The sequence below is a fragment of the Marinobacter sp. genome, from assembly GCF_044799475.1.
GTDB lineage: Bacteria > Pseudomonadota > Gammaproteobacteria > Pseudomonadales > Oleiphilaceae > Marinobacter.
Genome location: NZ_CP085217.1, coordinates 2,410,502 through 2,433,273, shown reverse-complemented (window position 1 = coordinate 2,433,273; position 22,772 = coordinate 2,410,502). Strand labels below are relative to the sequence as shown.

The 22,772-nt window shown below is 58.1% G+C and carries 15 protein-coding genes and 2 tRNA genes; 10 read left to right on the top strand and 7 right to left on the bottom strand.

The window, feature by feature from the left end; genetic code table 11:
* Nucleotides 1-28 precede the first annotated feature (28 nt).
* The 3 genes from LG327_RS11280 to LG327_RS11270 all read left to right on the top strand — a co-directional run bounded on the left by LG327_RS11280 (nucleotide 29) and on the right by LG327_RS11270 (nucleotide 3,411).
* Nucleotides 29-625 carry a hypothetical protein gene (locus tag LG327_RS11280; protein WP_404361907.1) on the top strand — a complete coding sequence of 199 codons (597 nt, stop codon included), beginning with the start codon at nucleotides 29-31 and terminating at the stop codon, nucleotides 623-625.
* 183 nt (nucleotides 626-808) lie between these two features.
* Entirely contained in the window at nucleotides 809-2,170 is a 1,362-nt protein-coding gene (locus LG327_RS11275) for a PEGA domain-containing protein (RefSeq protein ID WP_404361906.1), read from the top strand.
* 137 nt (nucleotides 2,171-2,307) lie between these two features.
* The gene (locus tag LG327_RS11270; RefSeq protein WP_404369366.1) at nucleotides 2,308-3,411 is read left to right on the top strand and encodes a response regulator; all 1,104 of its coding nucleotides are present in this window, start codon (nucleotides 2,308-2,310) and stop codon (nucleotides 3,409-3,411) included.
* On the opposite strand, the gene LG327_RS11265 is transcribed toward LG327_RS11270, so the two are convergent.
* On the bottom strand, nucleotides 3,336-4,010 hold the full coding sequence (locus LG327_RS11265; RefSeq protein WP_404361905.1) for an NTP transferase domain-containing protein: 675 nt from the start codon (nucleotides 4,008-4,010) through the stop codon (nucleotides 3,336-3,338). The two genes, LG327_RS11270 and LG327_RS11265, sit on opposite strands and share 76 nt — an antisense overlap.
* Nucleotides 4,011-4,144: 134 nt before the next feature.
* Here LG327_RS11265 and LG327_RS11260 point away from each other — a divergent pair, with 134 nt between their 5' ends.
* Nucleotides 4,145-4,996, top strand: a complete 852-nt coding sequence (locus LG327_RS11260) for a 6-pyruvoyl trahydropterin synthase family protein (protein ID WP_404361904.1) — start codon at nucleotides 4,145-4,147, stop codon at nucleotides 4,994-4,996.
* Nucleotides 4,997-5,102: 106 nt separating this feature from the next.
* Here the strand turns inward: LG327_RS11260 and LG327_RS11255 are convergent.
* From LG327_RS11255 to gltX, 3 genes are all read right to left on the bottom strand, one after another.
* A tRNA-Glu gene (locus LG327_RS11255) sits at nucleotides 5,103-5,178 on the bottom strand.
* Between the two features lie 9 nt (nucleotides 5,179-5,187).
* Nucleotides 5,188-5,263 (bottom strand) — tRNA-Ala (locus LG327_RS11250).
* 105 nt (nucleotides 5,264-5,368) lie between these two features.
* Nucleotides 5,369-6,853, bottom strand: a complete 1,485-nt coding sequence (gene gltX, locus LG327_RS11245; protein ID WP_404361903.1) for a glutamate--tRNA ligase — start codon at nucleotides 6,851-6,853, stop codon at nucleotides 5,369-5,371.
* A 160-nt stretch (nucleotides 6,854-7,013) separates the two neighbouring features.
* Here gltX and LG327_RS11240 point away from each other — a divergent pair, with 160 nt between their 5' ends.
* Nucleotides 7,014-7,937: a zinc ABC transporter substrate-binding protein gene (locus LG327_RS11240; RefSeq protein ID WP_404361902.1), complete on the top strand. Its 924-nt coding sequence runs from the start codon at nucleotides 7,014-7,016 to the stop codon at nucleotides 7,935-7,937.
* Here LG327_RS11240 and LG327_RS11235 read toward each other — a convergent pair.
* Nucleotides 7,917-8,831, bottom strand: coding sequence for an AEC family transporter (locus LG327_RS11235; protein ID WP_404361901.1), 915 nt, complete (start codon nucleotides 8,829-8,831; stop codon nucleotides 7,917-7,919). The two genes, LG327_RS11240 and LG327_RS11235, sit on opposite strands and share 21 nt — an antisense overlap.
* A 211-nt stretch (nucleotides 8,832-9,042) precedes the next feature.
* Here LG327_RS11235 and LG327_RS11230 point away from each other — a divergent pair, with 211 nt between their 5' ends.
* The 3 genes from LG327_RS11230 (at nucleotide 9,043) to treY (ending at nucleotide 16,709) form a co-directional block, all read left to right on the top strand.
* A complete protein-coding gene (locus LG327_RS11230; protein WP_404361900.1) occupies nucleotides 9,043-9,489 on the top strand; it encodes a PilZ domain-containing protein in 447 nt (148 codons plus the stop codon).
* 291 nt (nucleotides 9,490-9,780) lie between these two features.
* Complete coding sequence (gene glgX / locus LG327_RS11225; protein WP_404361899.1) at nucleotides 9,781-12,000, top strand: glycogen debranching protein GlgX; 2,220 nt, start codon at nucleotides 9,781-9,783, stop codon at nucleotides 11,998-12,000.
* Entirely contained in the window at nucleotides 11,997-16,709 is a 4,713-nt protein-coding gene (gene treY / locus LG327_RS11220; protein ID WP_404361898.1) for a malto-oligosyltrehalose synthase, read from the top strand. The genes glgX and treY overlap by 4 nt, the downstream gene beginning before the upstream one ends.
* A gap of 41 nt (nucleotides 16,710-16,750) precedes the next feature.
* Here the strand turns inward: treY and LG327_RS11215 are convergent, their stop codons facing one another.
* Together LG327_RS11215 and glgC are read right to left on the bottom strand one after the other, a co-directional pair.
* Entirely contained in the window at nucleotides 16,751-17,101 is a 351-nt protein-coding gene (locus tag LG327_RS11215; protein ID WP_404361897.1) for a PilZ domain-containing protein, read from the bottom strand.
* A gap of 98 nt (nucleotides 17,102-17,199) precedes the next feature.
* Complete coding sequence (glgC, locus tag LG327_RS11210) at nucleotides 17,200-18,465, bottom strand: glucose-1-phosphate adenylyltransferase (RefSeq protein WP_404361896.1); 1,266 nt, start codon at nucleotides 18,463-18,465, stop codon at nucleotides 17,200-17,202.
* 234 nt (nucleotides 18,466-18,699) lie between these two features.
* On the opposite strand from glgC, the gene glgA reads away from it, so the two are divergent.
* Both glgA and glgP read left to right on the top strand, forming a co-directional pair.
* A complete protein-coding gene (gene glgA, locus LG327_RS11205; protein ID WP_404361895.1) occupies nucleotides 18,700-20,175 on the top strand; it encodes a glycogen synthase GlgA in 1,476 nt (491 codons plus the stop codon).
* Nucleotides 20,176-20,208: 33 nt separating this feature from the next.
* Entirely contained in the window at nucleotides 20,209-22,761 is a 2,553-nt protein-coding gene (glgP, locus tag LG327_RS11200; RefSeq protein WP_404361894.1) for an alpha-glucan family phosphorylase, read from the top strand.
* Nucleotides 22,762-22,772 lie beyond the last annotated feature (11 nt).

The following is a 22,772-nucleotide window of genomic DNA, read 5'->3' as shown; positions in this document are numbered from 1 at the left end:
TAAACCAGGCTGAGGAAGGCCAACCACCATGACCACAGATTTTCACGATGGGGCCCTGGCCGGCAGCGCTGCAAACACTGACCCGGAAGCTCTCCCGTCCGGGTACAGCAGTCACCTCTCAGGCACCGGCCATGCAAGAGAATCCTCCGCAAACCGATCAAGGGAACAAGCTACCGGGCACGCGGACAATCCGAATTCGGAGCCCAGTGTTGCCGCATACTGGGCGGCTCGCAGACGATACCTGGACAGCATCCGCAAAGTGCCGGAGCTCAGGCAGCGCTTCATCAGCGCACTGGGCATCTACATTCTCCGTCGGGCCCTCTGGTCTTTCGGCTTTTTTCCGGTAGTCATCGCGTTCTGGGTGCCTCTGGTACTTTCCAGCTTCAATCCGGTTATCCTCGTTGGCGACGTCCTGCCCACGCTTCAGGCCTTCGTGAACGCAAACCCTGAAGTCCAGGCCAACACCATCAGCACCCTTGTGATCGCCTGGCTATCCCTGGGTTTCTTCTTCCTCGTGTTTGACTTTGTCCTGACGCCCTTCAGATCTCCCTACCAGTACGAAGCGGATGTTCACATGAGGGCATGGGAGCAACGCAACCATGATGAACTTCCGGACAAAGTGTGATTTGGCCTGCAATCTCATCAACCCGGGACACATCCTGTTACATAAGCCGGCCCCAACCCGCTAAGATTGACTGGCATGATTGTCTGCGGCCTTTTCCCGGCAACGCTGTTGGGGGGTAAATCCGTTCCGGCGCCGACGGACAGCCGTGCAACCTGGCCACATTTCGGATCGATGAGGTTTTAAATGGTCGATTTCAGACCGCTACTGTTTATCAATGCACTGGCGCTCATGCTTCTGGTCACCGCGGGCTTCGCGTCCATCAGCGATGACGTGGGCAGAGCCCAGAGCCCTGCCCTGGTTGAGGCGGGCGAACCAGAACAGGCCCCGGCCACCGCTGTGCCAGAGAAAGAAGAAGAGATCGCCGTCGCAGGCCGGGCTGAACCGGAGCCCCGGAAACCTGTTGCGCAACAGGTTTCCGCCTCCACGACGGCGGCAGAGATGACCGATTCAGAGCATGATACGAAGCCATCGACGCCCCAGGTCACGCCGGACAAGCGGGAACCCGCTCCCGGGGTTGCCAGATTGTCCCCCCAGCCCGCCTTCCAGCTGCAAGAGCCTCAGGCCTGGACACCAGACCCCCTGCCAGAAGCTGCGCCTGAGCCCGAGCTGCCCTCCACAGCCAGCCTCACGCTGCGCTCCAACGTTCACGGGGACAAGGTGGTCATCAATGGTACCGAGCATGGCCCCACCAGGCTGAATCTGGACCTGAAGCCGGGCAAGTACGACGTTGCGATCACCAAAGAAGGTTACAGGCCCTGGCAGAAAACCATCGCGGTGGATGCTGGCGACCAGCTGACTCTTGTCGGACAGCTTGAAGCCTATACCAGGGTGGACCACCGCAGAGGCACCTGGGTTGGCGGCGTAAAGACCGGCGACGGCACCTTCGAAGGGAAAGACGGCCTGCGTTACGAGGGTGGCTTCATCAGCGGTCAGTTTCATGGCAAAGGCACCGCCTGGTATCCCGACGGTAGCCGTTACAAGGGTGACTGGAACAACGGCCAGCGCTCTGGAGAAGGCAGCTTTCGCGGGGCTGACGGTTCCACCTATACCGGCCAGTTCGCCAACGACAGCTTTCATGGCCAGGGCACGCTCACCAGGGCCAACGGCGATATCCTGACCGGGGCCTGGAAAAACAATCGTCTGAATGGCTACGGCTCCCTGACCACTCAGGACGGCAAGCTCTATGTTGGCGGGTTCCGCAACGACCAATTCCATGGTGAAGGGTCCCTTACCTTTCCGGACGGACGTTCCTTTGAAGGCGGTTTTTCTGAAGGGGAGTTCCACGGCACGGGCAGTGAAATCCTGGCCGGCGGCAAAAAATACCAGGGAGAGTACGTGGAAGGAAAATTCCACGGCAGGGGACTGTTGCTCAACCCCAATGGCAGCTCCATTGAGGCCACCTTCCGTTATGGCGAGCCTTATGGCCAGGTCAAACTGACCACGCCGGAAGGCGAGATATTCCGGGCCAGAACCAGCGAACCTGGCGTGTGCTACCGGGACAAGAGCTACCGTGCCACCCAGTGCCCTCCCCTCGAAGGCTGGTAACAGGAGAGGCCGGGTATTGGCAGGGCTGACGAGGGTCTCGGTTGCCAGAAAATTCAGATAATTCGACAGAGAATAACGAGAATCCGTCGGTGGGTGCGGAACTTAACAGACAACGGTGGAAAGGTTGAGGTTGTATGATGGCAATTAAAAACGCACTCCTGGTGGACGACTCAAAAGTGGCCCGCTTCGCTCTCAGCAAGCTGCTGGAGAGCCGCGAAATGCAGGTCAACATGGCAGGCTCCGCCGAAGAGGCACTGGATTTCCTCAACAACCATGACCGTCCGGACGTGATCTTCATGGATCACCTGATGCCCGGCATGAACGGCGTGGAGGCCACCAAGGCCATCAAGGGAAACCCTGCCACCGCAGGTATCCCGATTATCATGTGCACGTCCAAGAAATCGGCTTCGTTCGTGGAAGAGGCCCGCAACTTCGGCGTGTACAACGTACTGACCAAACCACCCCATACCGACGGTCTTAACCTCGTTCTTGAGCAGTTATCCAGCGATGTGGATAAGGGAACCCTGCCGGAAGCGCCCGGAGGCAGCGATTTCAAAGTTCCGGAAACTGCAGAAGATGAGTTCTCCCTGCCACAGGACGCCTCGGTGGAAATGTCGCCGAAATCGGCTGAAACCGGTCAGGGAAGCGCAGCACAACAGGGGCCTCAGGTCGTCCCCCTCACCAGCGACCTGATTGAGCAGATTGCCCGCTCGGCGGTGAAGACTCACATTAACAACCGCCTTCATGAACTCCTCAGCAGTCTTTTCGACGAGCAGTTTGACCACCTGAAACGGGCGCTGGATGACGCCGACAAAAAACAGTCTGCGGCCCTTGAAGAACGTCTCGGCAGGGTGACTGCAGCGATCGACAAACAGACCGCGTCCCTGAAGGACGAAGTGGCCGCCGAAGTGAGCCTGAACCTAGCCCGGGAGCTGTCCGAATTCCGCAAGGAGCTTTCCCGGGGCGGCGGGTTTACCAGCGAGCACATGGCCGAGCTCAAAGACCACATTACCAGCGTCCAGACTATTGATACCGAGTTCTGGCAGACCCTGCAGTCCGAGGCTATCCAGCAGGCCCATGAAATATCCCGGGAAACTGCAGAGGACATCGCCCAACGCACCATTGATCTCTATGCCAGTCAGCAGAAGGCGTCTGCCTCCCGGCTCTACACCATTGGCCTGTCGGTCAGCCTTGGCATTTTTGCGGTTGGCATCGCCTGGCTCTCCGGCCTGTTCGCCTGATGCCCTGAAAGTTTCCGCCAGTCTTCCAGGGTGTCCAGATCAAGCTCACTTCCGGGGACCCGGACACGATGGGCTGCCGCCGCTGCAAGCACGCTGGCAGCCCCCCTGTCTCCAGTGATCCTGGATATTGCCGGCCACAGGCTTCTGGGCAGCCAGGCCGGGGCGCCCGGGCGGCCATTGTAGTCCGCGGCCACGGCTCTGGCCGGATCTGCCCGCGCGTGATCCGCCAGCGGCTGTAGTGACTCCAGGGTGATCAGGGGCTGATCCACCAGCACCACAAATGCTCCGGCCGCTGCTGCCGGAAGCGCCCCCAGCCCCCTTCTCAGGGATGAAGCCATGCCCTCTTCCCACTCCGGGTTTCGCAGCCAGCCTGACGGTTGTCGCCGGCACCGGTAGCGAATCAGCGGATACCGGCAGCCGGCAACGACCCAGACCTCGTCACCCAGGCACCACGCCTGGCCCACGGCCTGATCCAGCAGATTCCCTTTCGCCCATGGCAGAAGCGCCTTGGCCCGCCCCATGCGCCGGGAAGCGCCGGCTGCCAGCACAATAGCGGGGAACCGCCGCTTCGAAAGATTGCCGGAACCCTGGCTCGCCATGCAATTTCTCACTCAGTCTGATGGATTTTTGTTAGAATTCCCGCCAATCCTGCACACCCAGGGTAGCGAACCCGGCCGTCCCCGGCCACCTGTTTGCCCGATCCCTGCAGCAACTCTTCTCAGCGGACTATCTGATGAACCACCTTTTTGTCGACAATCTGACCGTCATCGATTTTGCCTATCTTGACCCCTCCCGGGGGCTGGTGGGAGAAAGCTGGATTGTTGATGTCGTTCTCGGTGGTGAGCTCGACGACCAGGGCATGGTGTTTGATTTCAGCTCGGTCAAGCGCACCATCAAACAGATAATTGACGAGCGGGTGGACCACCGTCTTGCTGTGCCGTCCGGCTATCCGGGCCTTGAGGTCAAGCCAGAGACCCCTGACACACTCATCTGGCACCTCACGGATGGTACCCGTATTGTTCACCGGGGTCCCCAGGAAGCCTTCGTCATGGTTCCAGGAGAGACTCTCGAAGCCAAAGCCGTGGCGAAGCTCCTTGAGACCGAGCTAAAACAGGTCCTGCCAGCCAACGTTCAGGATATCCAGATCAGCCTGCGGGAGGAAGAGATCACCGGAGCCTGGTATCACTATGTCCACGGCCTCAAGAAACATCTGGGTAACTGCCAGCGGATTGCTCATGGCCACCGCTCCCCAATTGAGATCCACCGCAACGGCCAGCGCGATCCGGCACTTGAGCAGGTGTGGGCCAGGCGCTGGGAAGATATCTACGTCGGTTCCGAGGAGGACGTCAGCGAGCGCTCTGCTGACCCTGACGGCTCCCGCTACATAACCTTCAGTTACGAAGCCAACCAGGGGGAATTCAGTCTTACCATGCCTGAGAGCCGGGTCTACATGATGACTACCGACACCACGGTGGAACTGATCGCCTCCCACATTGCCGATGAGTGCAAAACAGACTTCCCGGATGACACCATCCAGGTGCGGGCATTTGAAGGGGTGGGCAAGGGTGCGCTGGCCGTTCGCTGAGGTGCCTTCAGCGGGGAACAGAGCACCGGAATTCCGGCCATAAAAAAACCGCCTCTCTCGGGCGGTTTTTTTATGGATATCCGGCTGCTGCCGGCATCCTGAATAATGGCGTCCCCTACCGGGTTCGAACCGGTGTTACCGCCGTGAAAGGGCGGTGTCCTAGGCCACTAGACGAAGGGGACACGTTGAAATGGTGGAGCCAGACGGGATCGAACCGTCGACCTCGACGCTGCCAGCGTCGCGCTCTCCCAGCTGAGCTATGGCCCCATCAACGGAGCGGTATATTAGTGATCGGTCGCCGGCCCGTCAACCCCTGACAATCGTTTTTTTCCCGCGTGAGTATCAGTGGCCGGCGATCCGTTCGTTTACTGATCAATCCAGCGGTAATGCTGCGTATTCCTTTTCCACCTTTTTTGTCTCTTTTTTCGAGAACCCGCCCAGCAGCTGCAACGCATGACGCAGCCTGGCCCTGGTCATATCTGGCCCAAGCAGGGCCATGGAGTCCATCACGGACCAGGAATTCGGCGTGCCGGCAATTGCGACGAAAACAGGAAACATGAAGTCCCCCATCTTCAGGCCAAGCGCCTTCGCCAGCATTTTGATATCGGCGAAAATGTTTTCCTTGCTCCAGTGCCGCTGAGCTTCCAGGCGCCAGAGAGTGAACTGGAGCACTCTGCGGATGTCACCCTCGTCCAGTTTGTTGTGGCTGAAGTCCTCTGGCCTGAGGTTCAGCATGCCCGAGAACATGAAGGCGGCCATGGGGGCCACATCGCTGAACACCTCCGCCCTGCCCTTCACATGGGGCACCAGAGGCGCCAGTGCCTCGGCATTGAACCACCAGTCCCGTATCCGGGCCATGAACTGCTCATCCGAGAGATCTTCCCGCAGCCACAGGCCGTTGAGCCAGCGCAGCTTTTCCACATCAAAAATGGGCCCGCCCAGGGATACGCGGCTGATGTCGAAACTGGCAATCATGTCTGCCAGCGAAAACTTTTCCCTCTCATCCGGCATGGACCACCCCATGCGGCCCAGATAGTTGAGCAGCGCCTCGGGAAGAAAGCCCATGCGCTCGTAAAAGTTAATGCTGGTGGGGTTTTTGCGTTTGGACAGCTTGCTCTTGTCCGGGTTGCGCAGCAGAGGAAGATGGCACAATACCGGCATCTGCCATCCGAAATATTCATAAAGCAGCTGGTGTTTGGGCGCCGAGTTGATCCACTCCTCGCCCCGCATCACGTGGGTGATCTCCATCAGGTGATCGTCCACCACGTTCGCCAGGTGGTAGGTGGGCATGCCATCGGATTTCAGGAGAATCTGACAGTCCACCTGCCCCCAGTCGATATCAATGGTTCCACGGAGCATATCGTCAATGTGACAGACACCCTCATCCGGCACCTTCATCCTGATAACATAGGGCTCACCAGCATCCATGCGGCGCTGCACTTCCTCTGCCGGCAACTCAAGATCGCCCTTGATGCCCGGATTCAGACCTGCAGCCCTGCGCTCCTCGCGGATAACCTCAAGCTCCTCCGGCGTGCGGAAGCAGTAAAAGGCATAGCCCTTTTCCACCAGATCCAGGGCATATTGACGGTAATCATCCCTGCGCTCGGACTGGCGGTAGGGACCATGGGGGCCGCCTACATCCGGGCCTTCGTCCCATTCCAGCCCCAGCCATCGCAGGGCCCGGAATATATCCCGTTCGGACTCTTCTGTACTGCGTACCTGGTCGGTATCCTCGATTCGCAGAATGAACTGGCCGCCATGCTGGCGTGCAAAACACAGATTGAACAGCGCAACATAGGCGGTACCGACATGTGGATCTCCGGTCGGTGAAGGCGCGATTCGGGTACGTACGGTCATGAAAGCGTCCTGGTTGGCAGGCGCCATTATCGGCAGCCCGTGGGTTTAAGGCCAGCATTATACCGGGACTGACCGTTTTCGCATAAACACCCGGGCGCGCCCTTCACGGGAGTGAATTAATGTAATATTATAACATTCTATTTATTCGAAGGACTCGACCATGAAACACGCCCATATCCTGGCCGGCAGCCTGCTCGCCGCTTTCAGCCTGTCTTCAGGCGTCGCACAGCTGCATGCGGCCGAACCTCCGCATGTTGTCACCTCCCTCAAGCCGCTGGAGCTTCTGGTCCGCGCAGTGGCAACCGACACCACGAGGGTAACCACTCTGGTGCCTTCCGGGGCCAGCCCGCATACCTACCAGATACGTCCCTCGGAACGCAAAGCCCTGGAAACGGCGGATCTGATTTTCTGGGTCGGGCCGGACATGGAGACATTTCTGGACCGGCTTCTGTCGGGAGCCGACTTCAGTGGCCGCACAGTAGCCTTTGCTCCTGATACGAAAGAAGATGAGGCGGGGGACCGTCATGACGAACACGGAACAGATCACGACCATGGCCATGGCGAAGACCCGCATATCTGGCTGGATCCAGCTCTGGCCCTGGGCATGGCAGAACAGATTCACGCCCATCTGTCAGAACTTCCGGACGCAGAGGTAAATACCCTCGACAGCAATCTTGAACGTTTCCGCAGCAATCTCGGGAAAAAGGAAAAAAGCATCCGGCAACAGCTGAAGCCGCTGAAGGATATATCCATATTTACCTATCATGATGCCTTCGGTCGCTTTGCCGAGCACTATGGCCTCTCCGTCGCCGGCGTCATGACCCACAGTCCTGAAAGGCCACCGGGAGCCCGTCACCTGGCGGAGATCCAGGCACAGCTTGCCGGAGCCAACAAGCCCTGCCTGCTGACGGAACCCCAGTTCAGTCGGAAGTGGTGGCGCTCAATCACCGAAAACCTGGAACTGACCATGAGCACCTGGGACCCACTGGCGACTGACATCACCCCCGATGCCCAGGGGTACCTCAGGTTCCAGCAGGCGCTGGCGGATGCAGCCCTGAAGTGCCTACCAGAGCAGACCCAGTAACAGCGGCACGGTCACGGTGGCCAGCAGCGTCTGGCCACTGATGATCGCCGCCATCAGGGGCGCGTCACCGCCAAGCTGGCGCGCCAGGATATAGGATGACGAGGCGGTGGGCATCGCCGCCAGCAGTATCACCACCTGCAGCATCAGACCGTCGACGCCAAGGAGCATGGCCAGGCCCAGTGTCATTACGGGAAAACAGATCAACTTGGCAAACGTGGCCACCGCGAAGGGCATCGAGGCTCCGCGCAGCGCCCGCAACTGCAGCCCCGCGCCCACGGTCATCAGGCCGAGCGGCAGGGCCAGGTTACTGAGTGGCTCCAGCATCCCTGCCAGCAGCGGATGAAAACCAATGCGAAAAAAGCTCCAGACCACCCCAAACACTGACCCGATGATCAGCGGATTGGTGACAATTGCTTTCAGCACCGGGCGAAAACGCACCGGTTCCTGATCGGCGATCAGGGCAAACATCAAGATGCACAACAGATTGAGCAGCGGCACCATCACTGCCACCGCGATGGCCATCAGTGACAGCCCCTCGTCCCCCAGCAGAAGCCCGGCCGCAGCCAGCGCCACATAAGAGTTGAAGCGGCCCGCGCCCTGGAATACTGAAGAATAGACCGGCCCGGACCAGCGCCACACCAGGCGGACAATCACCAGCAGCAGCGTCATGGCAGCCAGCATTGCAAGGATCAGCACCGCGATCTCGAAATAGGCCGACACCGGCAGCTCGGCGCTGCCCAGCTTGTAGATCAGCATGGCGGGGAAAAGCGCATAGTAGGTAAAACGTTCGGCCAGTGGCCAGAAGCCTTCTCCCGGGAACTGCCAGCGTCGGAACAGGTAACCCAGCATGATCAAACCGAAAATGGGCACCAATGCCTCTACCATGACTACCATACCGCAAGCCCCGAAACTGATTGCTGGAGACTGCGAATCATAACAGCGATTCATCCCCTGACGCACAGCAGGCACTGCCAGAAGACTGGAGCAGCACGGTGAAGCGGACTGGCAAATGGGCGTGAGAAAAAACCGGATAATAGGATTTGTCTGAGCCACAAAGCTGCGGTAGAGTCATCTTAAATACCTGTTTTGGCGACAGTCAAAACCCATGAATCCCTTCTATAAGACTGTTAAGGGAGCGAAATACGCAGCAGGGAGGACAACAATGGAACACAGACAGAGCCTGAGACTATCAACAAATGCCCAGTTGCACCTTTACAGGCATGGAACGCTGGTATGCACCGGACGCCTCAGAGAAGTAAGCAGAGACGGGCTGTTCGTGGCGACAGACACGACCGAAGTCGGATCCAACCAGGTGCTCGAATTTGTACTAACATCTGAAGAGCAGCCCTCTGGCCTATCACTGAGAGGGAAAGCCATGGTTGTCCATAAAACTGACCAGGGTCTGGGATTGATGTTTCAGGAGAGCCAACATCAGGCAGGGGTACGCCAGCTGTATTCGTGGCTTCTGCGCAAGCATCGCAATTCGCAATGCCGCGCCGCGCGCCCGACCCCTCGGCCCAGGACCGGGCTCCACGGGACTGCCAACTCCTGACAGATGGTCCGATGTTTCTTCCGGGCTTTCTTTGTTGTCAAGCCCGGAAAGCCCTGTGCGTTCGCGGACAGGCAGGGAGACCGCCATCCGCGCCGGGAAAGCACTGGCCAGCAGTTTCCAGAACCTGTATATCAAATATGAACCGACTTTTTTAGCCCAGTCTTCAGACCGTGTCTGGAGAATTTGCGGTGGGAGAGTTTTAGCGTGAACGTTGTTCCCACCACCCGTCATCAAGCATTTTTACGGCTCAGCAGAACGGTTAGCTGTCCGCACAAAAGGTGGAACTGAGCAATGAGTGAAAAGCAGCCGCGCGTCTGGCCAGGAGAACCCCAGCCACTTGGCGCGACCTGGGATGGAAACGGAGTAAATTTTGCCCTTTTTTCCGAACATGCCGAACGGGTTGAGCTCTGCCTTTTCGACCCTTCCGGCAAGCAGGAAATTGAGCGCATCGTCATGCCTGAGCGCACAGGGCTTGTATGGCATGCTTACCTGCCCCACGTGCGTCCCGAGCTACTTTATGGTTACCGGGTTCACGGGCCCTACGCTCCGAAAGACGGCCACCGCTTTAATCCGAACAAGCTTTTACTGGACCCATACACCAAAGCCATTTCCGGAGGGCTCCAGTGGAGCGATGCAATGTTTGGCTACCGCATCGGCGACAAAAAAGAAGACCTGTCCTTTGACGACAGAGACAGCGTTGAGGGTATGTTCCACTCCCGGGTCATTGATGGGAGCTTTGACTGGGAAGGAGACACTCCGCCGGCTATTCCCTGGCACGAAACTGTCCTCTACGAGCTTCATGTCAAGGGCTTTACCAGGCTGCGTTCGGACCTTCCCCAGTACGTCAGGGGAACCTATGCGGCACTGGGCACAGAGCCGGTAATCGACTACCTCAAACGGCTTGGCATTACAGCGGTCGAGCTGCTGCCCATTCACGCTTACGTCAATGACCGTCACCTGGAAGATCAGGGCCTCACCAACTACTGGGGTTACAACAGTATTGGTTTTTTTGCACCTGAGCCCGAGTACGCCAGCAGCGACCCGGTCACCGAGTTCAAAGCTGCCGTCAAAGCGTTGCACGCCGCCGGCATCGAAGTGATCCTTGATGTTGTTTATAACCATACTGGCGAAGGCAATCACCTGGGGCCCACGCTCTGCTTCCGGGGTATAGACAACCGATCCTATTACCGACTGGTGCCGGAGGACCAGCGCCATTATATGGATTACACCGGCACCGGAAACACACTCGACATGGGGCATCCGCAGGTCCTGCAACTGATCATGGACAGCCTTCGCTACTGGGTTCAGGAAATGCACGTCGACGGCTTCCGGTTTGATCTGACTGCCACCCTGGGCCGGGAGGAGCACGATTTCGACCGGTATGGGGCTTTCTTTGACATCATCCAGCAGGACCCGGTGCTGTCCCGGGTAAAGCTGATTGCCGAGCCCTGGGATCTGGGCGAAGGCGGCTATCAGGTCGGCAATTTTCCACCACTCTGGAGCGAATGGAACGACAGATACCGGGACACGGTCCGAGATTACTGGCGCGGGAAAGGCGACGTTATCGCCGAACTGGCCACGCGCCTGACCGGCTCGGCCGATCTTTTTTATTCAAAAGGCCGCAGTCCCTGCTCCAGTATCAACTTCATCACCGCTCATGATGGATTCACACTTCATGATCTTGTCAGTTATAACCAGGAGCATAATCTGGCCAATGAGCCGAATCAGGGGGGCGATGAAGAAGGAGAAGAGATAGAAGAAGGAGAAGAAACTGAAGAGGGGGAAGAAAAAGGAGAAGAGAGCGAAGGACACGGAAACCGGAGCTGGAACTGCGGGGCAGAGGGACCTTGCGATGACCCGGAGGTCCTGGCGTTGCGGGAGCGCCAGAAGCGCAACTTTCTTGCCACCCTTTTCCTCTCAACGGGCGTTCCCATGCTGGTGGCTGGTGACGAATTCGGACGCAGCCAGCAGGGAAACAGTAATCCTTACTGTCAGGACAATGAGATCAGCTGGCTGAACTGGGAACTGGGCGAGGAAGGCACCCAGCTCCTGGAGTTTACCCGTCAACTGATCCATATCCGAAAATCCCACCCTGCCTTCCGGCGCTGCCATTTTTTTCACGGTCAACCCGTCGACGACGCTGATACCCGGGATATCTACTGGCTCAACCCCGACGGCGGCGAAATGACCAAGGAGGAATGGGACACGACCTTTGCCAGGGCTCTTGGGGCACTTGTAACCGGCACTGGGCTGCCCGATGTGGACAGGCAGGGAGAACGCCTGGAAGATGACGACTTCCTGCTGTTCCTGAATGCCCATCATGACGATGTGGCTTTCACCATTCCGGAGATCGCCGGCATAGCCTCCTGGAACCTCCTGATAAACACCTTTATCCCTGACATTCCGGCCTCTTCCCAGAGCTGGGTTTCCGGCTCCGAATGCGCGGTTGGAGGCCACTCCCTGATGCTTTTCCACCATCGCAGGGATGTGAACCAGGGGGAGAAGACGTGAACCGGTTTCACGAGATGCCGTTTGGGGCCCGCATCCAGCCGGATGGCAGGGTGCATTTCGGATTCTGGGCGCCCGCGGTCTCCGGAGTCGAACTCTGTCTCCACGAGGGCAAAGACAGGACCTGTCTGCCCATGGAGGCCGGAGAAGGAGGCTGGTTCTGCCTCGAAACAGACCGCGCCGCCACCGGCTCCCTCTACAGCTACCGCATCCGGGGCAATGAGTGTGTGCCAGACCCTGCCTCGCGCTTTCAGCCGGAGGATGTCCACGGGCCGAGCGAAGTGGTCGACCCCTCAGCTTTCGCCTGGGGGGACAGGGAATGGCGCGGCCGGCCCTGGCACGAAGCCGTGATCTACGAGCTGCACGCCGGAACCTTCAGCAAAGACGGTGATTACCAGGGTATTGAAGAAAGGCTGGATTATCTGGCGGCACTTGGTATTACCGCCATTGAGCTTATGCCACTGTCGGACTTTCCGGGGCGCCGGAACTGGGGCTACGACGGCGTTCTGCTCTTTGCCCCTGATCATACCTATGGCCGCCCCGAGCAACTGAAACGCCTGATTCAGGCAGCGCATGAGCGCCAGATCATGGTCTTGCTGGATGTTGTCTACAATCATTTCGGGCCCGACGGCAATTACCTGCACCTTTATGCGCCTCATTTTTTTACCGAGCGCCATCAGACCCCCTGGGGCGCCGCGATCAATTTTGACGATGAAAACAGCCAGACCGTCCGGGAGTTTTTCATCCATAATGCCCTGTACTGGCTGGAGGAATATCATCTGGATGGCTTGAGACTGGACGCCGTTCACGCCATCCGGGACGATTCCAGCCCGTCCTTTCTTGAGGAACTCGCCACCCGGGTCCAGGAGGGCCCGGGCCGCAACCGTCAGATCCATCTGGTGCTTGAAAACGACCACAACTGCGCCCGTTACCTTTCCCGAACTCCAGAGCTATCACCCCGCTTCTATACTGCCCAGTGGAATGATGACATTCATCACTGCCTGCACCTGATGCTCACCGGCGAGAACGATGGCTACTATGCCGACTATGCCCGGAAACCAAACTGGTTTCTGGGCCGGTGTCTTGCCGAGGGGTTTGCATACCAGGGAGAAGTTTCTCCCTACAGGGGAAACGTGCACCGGGGCGAACGGAGCACCGAGCTTCCTCCCGAGGCCTTTGTGTCCTTTCTGCAAAATCACGATCAGGTGGGCAATCGCGCCTTCGGCGAACGGATCGATGCCCTTGCACCACCCGAAGCTATTGCTGCTGCCGCAGCGGTGCGTCTGCTGGCCCCCCAGCCGCCCCTGGTGTTCATGGGAGAAGAATTCGGGGCGACAACGCCCTTTCAGTTTTTCTGTGACTTTTCCGGAGAGCTCGCCGAAGCAGTAACGTCAGGGCGCCAGGCAGAATTTTCAGGGTTTGAAGATTTTTCCGAAGCTGACAACAGGGATCGCATCCCGGATCCGAATTCCGAACAGACTTTCGCTCAAAGCAAGCTCAAGTGGGACTGTCTCGAATCGCCCCACCACGCCGACCGCCACCGCCATTTCAGAGATCTGCTGGCTTTAAGGGAGAAACTCTATAGCGAAAATGGACATCGCCCTCTCTCCGGCGCGGGAACCTTCCAGGAGCAGGGTGACACGGCCCTCCAGGTAACCTGGCAGTTAAAGAATGGCTCCACGCTCACCATACTGATGAATCTCGGGCCCCTTTCCTGTGTAATTTCCGGCCCTGGGCCGGACCCGGGAGATATGGTTTATTGCCTCCCTGCCGAGTTGCCGGATGCCCTGAAGAATGGAAACCTTCTGCCCTGGTCGGTTGCCGTTTTTCTCGCTTCGGCCCGTGACGCAAATACTATCCCCACGGCCACCTATCGGATCCAGCTCAACAGGAATTTCACCTTCCGCGATGCCGGAAAGCTGATTCCCTATCTCCATGATCTGGGCATCAGCCACTGTTACTGCTCCCCCTACCTGAAGGCTCGGGCCGGCAGCAGCCATGGCTATGACATAGTTGACCATGGTGAGCTCAATCCGGAAATTGGCAGCCAGGCGGATCTCGATGACTTCGCTGCAAAACTCAAAGAACGGGATATGGGCCATATTCTCGACATGGTACCCAACCACATGGGCGTCATGGGGGACGACAACCTCCGGTGGCTGGATGTTCTGGAAAATGGCCCGGCGTCGCAGTTTGCAGATTTTTTCGACATCGACTGGACACCCCTGCGCCGGGGGATGAATAACCAGGTACTGATTCCGGTACTGGGCGACCATTACGGTGATGTTCTTGACCAGAGACAGCTAAAGCTCCGCTTTGACCCGCGCCAGGGCAGTTTTTCCGTACACTATTACGAGCACTGCTTCCCGATCGATCCGCGCCAGTACCCCCTTATTTTCAATCGGCAGCCGGGCACATTGAAGGAACGTTTTGCGGGCGAAGAGCTTGCACTGATGGAATATCAGAGCCTCGTGACAGCCTTTGAGAACCTTCCGGCCCGCAGCAACACCTGGCACGACGAGCTGACTGCGCGCAACCGGGACAAGGAACTCCTCAAGCAGCGACTTAAAGTTCTCCACGAGGACAGCCCCGCCCTGCAGCAACACCTGACGAGCGTCGTCGGGGAGATCAACAGATCCGAAACCCTGGCCGAGGAGATCAGCAGCCCGATGCATGAGCTGCTCGAGGCCCAGGCCTATCGACTGGCCTACTGGCGAGTCGCAGCTGATGAAATCAACTACCGCCGGTTTTTCGATATCAATGATCTCGCCTGTCTGCGGCAGGAAGAACATGCGGTTTTCGAAAAGACCCATAGCCTTGCATTTGATCTTGTCCGGGAGGGAAAGGTCCAGGGCCTGCGAATAGACCATCCCGACGGGCTTTATGACCCGGCACAGTACTTCAGTCGCCTGCAAGGCCCCAAACCGACCTGGCTCATCGCCGAAAAGATTCTCAGTAAAGGCGAAAGGCTGCGGCGGGACTGGCCCATTCATGGCACCACGGGCTATGAATTCGCTGCCGATTGCACTGGCCTGTTTATTGATCCCGATGCCGCAGGTGAGATGCAGGAAATCTACGAAGCCTTTGTCGGCCAAAGAATGAGCTTTGAAGACATCTGTTATCGCTCGAAAAAGCTGATTGTTCAGACATCGCTTGCCAGCGGGATGGCGGTACTTGCAAACCAGCTTGCCCGTATTGCGGATGCCGACCCGCATACGCGGGACTTTACCCTTAATGGTCTGAGGCAGGCTCTTACCGAGGTCGTCGCGTGTTTTCCGGTATATCGTACCTATATCACCGAGCGCGGTGTCAGTGAGGAGGATCGGGATCAGGTAGACCGCGCAGTCCGGGATGCCATGGGAAGGAGCCGGGCCGCCGATATCACAGCATTCCATTTCATCCGTAACGCTCTGCTTCTCGAGGTCGGCGAAGGCCAGCCCGAATCCCTGCGCCGACAGTTGATACGGTTCTCAATGGGCTTCCAGCAATATACTTCCCCGGTCACGGCCAAGGGTCTGGAGGACACCGCCCTGTACGTCTACCACCGGCTGATTGCGCTCAATGAAGTAGGCGCCGAGCCGGATGTTTTCGGGACCAGCGCTGAGGCCTTTCATCAGGCCAACCTTGAGCGCCTGGCCAACTGGCCTCACAGCATGGTCGATACCTCCACCCACGATACCAAGCGATCTGCCGATACCCGCGCGCGAATAGGAATTCTTTCTGAAATTCCGGATCAATGGCAGGAGAAGGTCAATCACTGGGCTGCCATCAATGCCCACTACAAAGACCAGGATAACGGCAGAGCCTGGCCCGATAAAAACACCGAATACCTCCTGTATCAGACCCTGGTCGGCGCCTGGCCCCTGGAGTCACTGCCTTCCCTTGACCTGGAAGCGTTCAGGGCGCGGATACGGGACTACATGCTCAAGGCGGTAAAGGAAGCCAAGCAGCATACCTCCTGGATCAACAGCAACGTCGGCTATGAGGAAAGCCTCTCCAGATTCATCGACGGTGTGCTGCAGCCGGACAACGCCGGCTTTCTGGAGGACTTCACCAGCTTTCAGAAATCGATCAGCATCCTGGGGATGCACGTCAGCCTGGCCCAGGTCCTGCTAAAAATGACAAGCCCCGGCGTGCCCGATACCTATCAGGGGGACGAGCTCTGGAACTTCAGCCTGGTGGACCCGGACAATCGCCGTGCAGTGAACTACGATCAGCGCAGGGAGATGCTTCAGGAACTGAAAGCGCAGTTTGAGACGGAGCCCGTTGAGCGCGCTGCGTTATCCGAGCTGACCGGTGACATGTCGGACGGCCGTATCAAATGCTATGTCACCTGGAGGTGTCTGTCCCTGCGACGCCAGCATCCGGAACTGTTCGGCCAGGGGGCCTATATTGCTTTGCGGACCAGAGGCGCACACGCTGACAGTCTCTTCGCTTTTGCGCGGCAACACGATGGCAAAACGCTCATCGTGGTGGTACCCAGGCTGCTCGGGCGTCTGGGAACTGCTGCAGCCGGTGGCTCCGGCAATCTCGTGAGCCGCCTGGACTGGGGGGACTCAGGTGTCGAGCTGCCTGAAGATCTGGCCACCCGTGGCTACTGGAATCGGCTGACCCGGGAGTCAGTGTCGGTTGGGAAGGGCTCATTACTGATGGCGGAACGGCTGTTCGCCGAGTTCCCGGTGGCGCTACTGGTTTCACGGACCCGGCCCTGAGAGAAAGACTCTTTCAGGGACACAGCCGCATTAATGGCGACTCAACTTAAGTTCAGCCGGTCGTGTTTCCGGAAACGGTCGAGCATCAGGCTGAGAGCTGCTTCATCCAGTGCGGAATTTCCAACCTCAACCCCGAGCCCCTCTTCTGAAATCCTGGCCACTTCAGCCTTGATGCGCCGGAAGTGCTTTTCTGGCGCATCAAGCAGTCTGATTCCAATATCCAGCGTCTGGTGAAGCTCCACATCGGTATAGTCGGTGACGATAAAAAAGCCGTGTCTGCTTGCGTCCCGGATTTTCCCGGTTGCTACCGGCATTCCCCTCCTGAAAACCAGAAGCTCAAGCCGGCCCGCCACCCGGTTGCTCAGACGTTGATTAACGCTGTCTTCTCTCATCTCTGTCCCCTTGATCTCTCTTTTCCTGAACGCGGCGCCATCGCCGGCCATGCTTTACGGGCACGGACGGCGCCCACTCCAGCCTGTTTCAGGCCGCCTCACAGGCCGTGGGGATAGTCCTGCTTCAGCATCTCCGGTGTTACCAGGACAACCCCTTTCGGGCTGACATGGAATCGTTCACGGTCCTGTTCCAGATCAATGCCTATGCGAGTCCCCTCTGGAATCCGGCAGCCCCGGTCTATGATCGCCTTGTGGATCTGGCAGTGCCGGCCGATATCAACATCGGGAAAAATCACAGAATCCCTTATTTCGCTGAAAGAATGCACACTCACCCGGGAAAACAGCAGGGAATTTCTCACTACCCCCCCGGACACAATACATCCCCCCGCCACCATCGAGTCGAGCGCCATTCCACGTCGCCCGTCTCCATCATCAAATACGAATTTGGCCGGCGGAAGCTGCTCCTGATAGGTCCATATAGGCCACTCCGGGTCGTAAAGGTTCAACTCGGGGCTGATTCCGATGAGCTCCAGGTTTGCCTGCCACAGAGCGTCGACAGTGCCGACATCCCGCCAATAGGCGCCGGTCTCGCGGGTCGGATCGCGAAAGGGAAATGCGACAACCCTGAGCCTTTTGATAACGGAAGGAATGATGTCTTTGCCAAAATCATGGGATGAGCCGTCCAGCTCATAGTCGCGCTCCAGCTCCTCGAAAAGCACGCGGGTGCTGAATACGTAGATGCCCATGGAGGCCAGGGTCCGGCCTGGCTTGTCAGGCATTTCTTTCGGATTTTCAGGTTTTTCGAGGAATTCTGTAACACGGTAATCGCCGTCCACCGACATCACGCCAAAGGCCGAGGCTTCCTCCACCGGAACCTCCACGCAGCCCACGGTCACGTCCGCTTCTTCCTCCACGTGGGCCGCAATCATGGTGCCATAGTCCATTTTGTAGACATGATCGCCCGCGAGGATCAGCACATACTCCGGGTTATGGCTTTTGATAATGTCGAGGTTCTGCATGACGGCATCCGCTGTGCCCTCGTACCAGGAAGTCTCTATTCGCTGCTGGGCTGGAAGCAGTTCCACGAATTCATCCATTTCTCCGCGGAATGAGCCCCAGCCCCTCTGAATATGACGGATGAGTGAATGGGCCTTGTACTGGGTTAAAACACCCACCCGGCTTATGCCTGAATTGATGCAGTTGGAAAGCGGGAAATCGATTATCCGGAACTTCCCCCCAAACGGCACGGCGGGTTTTGCCCGCCAGCTGGTGAGGTCATAGAGGCGGCTGCCACGGCCTCCGGCAAGTACCAGGGCAAGTGTCTGGCGGGTGAGGCGGCTTACAAAGCGCTTCGTTGCGGGCATTGATCCTTCCTTTGCTGGGGATTTGCGTCGATCACCTCCTGGGTGCCTGAGAACACCGCGAAACGACAGAGTCTGTTATTTACACATTTATCATCCGGCGCCTACGCTGTAAAGATCATGTATGTTTTTTACCCCTTTATGCTTATCAGCACCTGTGCTGGTGAGGTAAAGTTCTAGCACACCGGGTAAATCTGGCCCGCTGATACCTTTCCTGCTGAAAAGGCACAAAACCTGATGCGCGTGTTGTTCGTCACCAGCGAGGTTTATCCGATCATCAAGACTGGCGGCCTGGCGGATGTCTCGGCCAGCCTGCCGGAGGCACTCTGCAGCCTCGATATCGACGTCCGCGTACTGTTACCTGCCTACCCCGCTGCACTCCGGGTCGCCCGGGAAAAAGGTTCAAACATCATTGCCGAGCTTGAAGTCGGCGGCCATGCAGTGACCCTGCATGAAACGTCCATCCCGGGCACCTCGGTCACTGTCTGGCTCGTGAACTGTCCAGCCCTGTTTGACCGACCGGGGAACCCCTACCAGAACGACCAGGGGGAGGACTGGCAGGACAACGCCCTGCGCTATCATCTGTTCGCCAGGGTCGCTGTTCTTATCGCCCTGGGTCAGGCAGGTCTGCGATGGATGCCTGATGTGGTGCACTGCAATGACTGGCAGTCCGGCCTTGTGCCTGCCCTTCTGCCCGACGCCCCCCAGGGCCCCGCTACGGTTTTCACTATCCACAACCTGGCATATCAGGGGCTATTTTCGGCCGGCACCTTCCGGCAACTGGAACTGCCCGAAAGCCTCTGGAATTACAGCGCCCTTGAGTTCCATGGCCGCCTTTCCTTTATCAAGGGTGGTCTGGTGTTCAGCGACCGTCTTACTACAGTAAGCCCGGCTTACGCCCGGGAGATCCAGCAGCCGGAATTTGGCTACGGGCTCGATGGTCTGCTTCGGCACCGGGCCTCCGCTCTTGCCGGCGTTCTGAATGGCATAGATACCCGAATCTGGAACCCCGAAAACGATCACTTTCTTGATCACGCCTATGGCTGCGACAGCCTTGAAAACAAGCAACTGTGCCGGGCTGATCTCCAGCGGCATCTTGGCCTGGATTCCAGCCAGCCCGATTCCAGCCAACCGAGGCCCGTGCTGGGGTTCATTGGCAGGCTGGTCGAACAGAAAGGCGTGGACCTGCTTCTGCAGGTGGTTCCCGGGATGTTGCAACAGGGCTGCCAGGTAGTCGTTCTGGGTTCAGGGATGCCCCATCTTGAGCGGGATTTCCGCGCCCTTGCAGACCTCTGGCCAGGCAGCCTTTCACTCACCATTGGCTACGATGAAGCCCTGGCCCATCTCATCACGGCTGGTGCTGACATTTTCATGATGCCGTCCAGGTTCGAGCCCTGCGGCCTCAATCAGATGTACAGCCAGCACTACGGAACCGTTCCGGTGGTGCATCGGGTTGGGGGGCTGTCGGATACCGTGACCGACCCCCTGGACAGTCCGTCTTCTCTGGCCAATGGCTTCTGCTTCAGTGGGGCCGGGAGTGATGCGTTCGCAGGAGCCCTCAACCGGGCCCTGGGATGCTTTCAGGATCCGGTTGCCTGGCGACGGCTGCAGATAAATGGAATGAAGGCTGACCACTCCTGGCAACGCCGGGCCAGAACCTATACTGGAATCTATAAAGAAGCCCTGACGACGCGGCGGGCGACGTCAGGATGATCAACAGGGAATCGTCTTTTGGAGGCAGACAGAATGGACAACGCCACGGAATTTAAACTGGAAGCCCAACCCCTCATCCCCGAGTCCCTGGTCCGGCTCGCGGAGTTGGCAAATGATCTCTTTTACAGCTGGGACTACGGTCTTCGCAGCCTTTTTGTCCGTATGGATGCGGAACTGTGGGAAAAAGTAGAGCACAACCCCAAGCTGTTCCTGCGCAGGGTAGCCCAGAGCCGGCTGGACCAGGCTGCAGAAGATCGCGCTTTTCTGGCGGAGTACCGGCGGGTTCTGAGCGACTACGACTTTTATCTGGAATCTGAACCCGGAACGGAAGTGACCGAAAAGCTCGATCCCGCTACAGACCTTGTGGCCTATTTCTGCGCCGAATTCGGCTTTCACGAAAGCTTTCCCATCTATTCAGGCGGGCTTGGCATACTTGCCGGTGATCACTGCAAGGGCGCCAGCGACCTGGGCCTGCCGTTTGTGGCAGTGGGCCTGCGGTATCAGCAGGGTTATTTTATCCAGAGCATCGACCCCGAGGGGCGGCAGATAGCTCTTTATGAATCCCATTCCAGCGATGAATTGCCCATCACCCGTGTCGAACAGAACGGGGATCCTCTTCTCGTCCCGGTTCCTTTCCCGGGCAGAGAGATCCAGGCCTGTGTCTGGGAAGCACGCATCGGCCACATCCGGCTGTATCTTCTGGATACAAATGTCAACGAAAACAGCCCTGAAGACCGTGATCTCACTCTTCAGTTATACGGTGGCGACGAGACAACCCGCATAAAACAGGAAATGCTGCTGGGTATCGGTGGCGCTCGTGCGCTGGAAGCTCTGGGTCTGCAGCCTACGGTGTGGCATATCAATGAGGGACATGCCGCATTCCAGATTCTGGAGCGGTGCCGCCGCGCCATGGGCAGAGGCCTGGATTTTGAAGCGGCGCTGGAGCTTGTCGCTGGGTGCACCCTGTTCACCACCCATACGCCCGTCGCAGCCGGTCATGACATTTTTTCCCGGGAACTGACGCTTCAGAATCTGGAGGAGTACCTGCAGGTATCCGGCCTGGATTTTGAGAAGGTGTTCGCTCTTGGTGCCACAGCTGCAGGCGACGCCTTCAACATGACCAGCCTTGGCCTGCGAGGCTCGCGTTTCCACAATGGTGTCAGCCGGATTCACGGCCGCGTGGCATCGGAGATGGAGCAGCACCTTTGGCCACAGGTGCCGGCAGAAGAAAACCCTATCGACTACATCACCAATGGAGTCCATGTTTCAACATTCCTCGCACCCGAATGGTCGCGCCTGTTCGACATGCAGGCGCCCAACTGGAGAAACAGTCTCCGCGATCCGGACTTCTGGGCATTCGTGGAGCAGATCCCGGATTATAATTTCTGGAACGTTCACAAGACCCTCAAGCAGCAGTTAGCCGAATCGATTTCCCGGAGAGTCACGAGGCAGCACACCCGGAACGGAACCGGCCATACCGTGACTGACAGAATGACCAGGCACCTTCTGTCGACGGAGAAGGACACTCTGGTTGTAGGTTTTGCACGCCGGTTTGCCACCTATAAACGGGCCACCCTCATCTTCTCCGACCTTGACCGCCTGCAAAGGCTGCTGACCAATCCGGACAGGCCCGTGGTCCTCGTGTTTGCGGGCAAGGCTCATCCCCGGGACAAGCCCGGTCAGCAGTTGATCAAGGTCATCCATGACCTTTCCATGGAGCCCGAATTCATGGGCCATATCCTGCTCCTGGAAAATTACGATCAGGCCATGGCCAGACGCCTGTTGTCCGGCGTGGATGTCTGGCTGAATACTCCCGAGTATCCAAAGGAAGCAAGCGGTACGTCCGGGGAAAAGGCCGCTCTGAACGGTGCGCTCAATCTCAGTGTTCTGGACGGCTGGTGGGGTGAAGGCTATGACGGCCATAACGGCTGGGCCATTACTCCACGGGATATCGAACTGGATGCCGAATTCCGTAACAAGGAAGAGGCCCGTGACCTGCTGGACCTGCTGGAGTTTGAGGTGGCTCCGCTTTATTACGACCGGACGCACCAGGGGTATTCGCGGGGCTGGGTGGAACGCTCAAAGGCATCCATGAAGACAGTCACTCCCCGGTTTAACAGCGAGCGCATGGTGATGGACTACGTAACCAGATTTTACCAGCCCGCCAGTGAACAGGGGGGGAAGCTCGGCGCAAATGAGGGCCAGTCGGCGCGCGAACTGGCAGAATGGAAGCAGCGCGTCCGCGGAGCATGGCCGGGTGTGAGCCTGATGATGCCGGAATGTATGGATGCGAAATGCCGCCATGGCGAAAATGTCCCGCTGATTGTCAGCGCGAATCTCAATGGCATGATGCCGGAGGACGTACGAGTGGAGGGCCTGATAACACCAGACTGTACGGGCAACTCTGAGCCTCACGCGGCCACCCGATTCCTGCTGGAATTTGAAAGAGACAACAACGGCATGATGGAGTTTTCCGGGCAGATGGCTCCGTCCTATGCCGGACTTCAGACTCTCCGCCTGCGCATGTATCCCTTTCACCAGGCACTCAGCCACCCTCTGGAGATGGGGCTTATGGCCTGGATCTGAGCTTCCCGCCG

What these genes read in the sequence shown, in the direction of transcription:
- LG327_RS11280 (WP_404361907.1), top strand. Translation starts at nt 29, where the DNA reads ATGACCACAGATTTTCACGATGGGGCCCTGGCCGGCAGCGCTGCAAAC.
- LG327_RS11275 (WP_404361906.1), top strand. Translation starts at nt 809, where the DNA reads ATGGTCGATTTCAGACCGCTACTGTTTATCAATGCACTGGCGCTCATG.
- LG327_RS11270 (WP_404369366.1), top strand. Translation starts at nt 2,308, where the DNA reads ATGGCAATTAAAAACGCACTCCTGGTGGACGACTCAAAAGTGGCCCGC.
- LG327_RS11265 (WP_404361905.1), bottom strand. Translation starts at nt 4,010, where the DNA reads ATGGCGAGCCAGGGTTCCGGCAATCTTTCGAAGCGGCGGTTCCCCGCT.
- LG327_RS11260 (WP_404361904.1), top strand. Translation starts at nt 4,145, where the DNA reads ATGAACCACCTTTTTGTCGACAATCTGACCGTCATCGATTTTGCCTAT.
- gltX (WP_404361903.1), bottom strand. Translation starts at nt 6,853, where the DNA reads ATGACCGTACGTACCCGAATCGCGCCTTCACCGACCGGAGATCCACAT.
- LG327_RS11240 (WP_404361902.1), top strand. Translation starts at nt 7,014, where the DNA reads ATGAAACACGCCCATATCCTGGCCGGCAGCCTGCTCGCCGCTTTCAGC.
- LG327_RS11235 (WP_404361901.1), bottom strand. Translation starts at nt 8,831, where the DNA reads ATGGTAGTCATGGTAGAGGCATTGGTGCCCATTTTCGGTTTGATCATG.
- LG327_RS11230 (WP_404361900.1), top strand. Translation starts at nt 9,043, where the DNA reads ATGAATCCCTTCTATAAGACTGTTAAGGGAGCGAAATACGCAGCAGGG.
- glgX (WP_404361899.1), top strand. Translation starts at nt 9,781, where the DNA reads ATGAGTGAAAAGCAGCCGCGCGTCTGGCCAGGAGAACCCCAGCCACTT.
- LG327_RS11215 (WP_404361897.1), bottom strand. Translation starts at nt 17,101, where the DNA reads ATGAGAGAAGACAGCGTTAATCAACGTCTGAGCAACCGGGTGGCGGGC.
- glgC (WP_404361896.1), bottom strand. Translation starts at nt 18,465, where the DNA reads ATGCCCGCAACGAAGCGCTTTGTAAGCCGCCTCACCCGCCAGACACTT.
- glgA (WP_404361895.1), top strand. Translation starts at nt 18,700, where the DNA reads ATGCGCGTGTTGTTCGTCACCAGCGAGGTTTATCCGATCATCAAGACT.
- glgP (WP_404361894.1), top strand. Translation starts at nt 20,209, where the DNA reads ATGGACAACGCCACGGAATTTAAACTGGAAGCCCAACCCCTCATCCCC.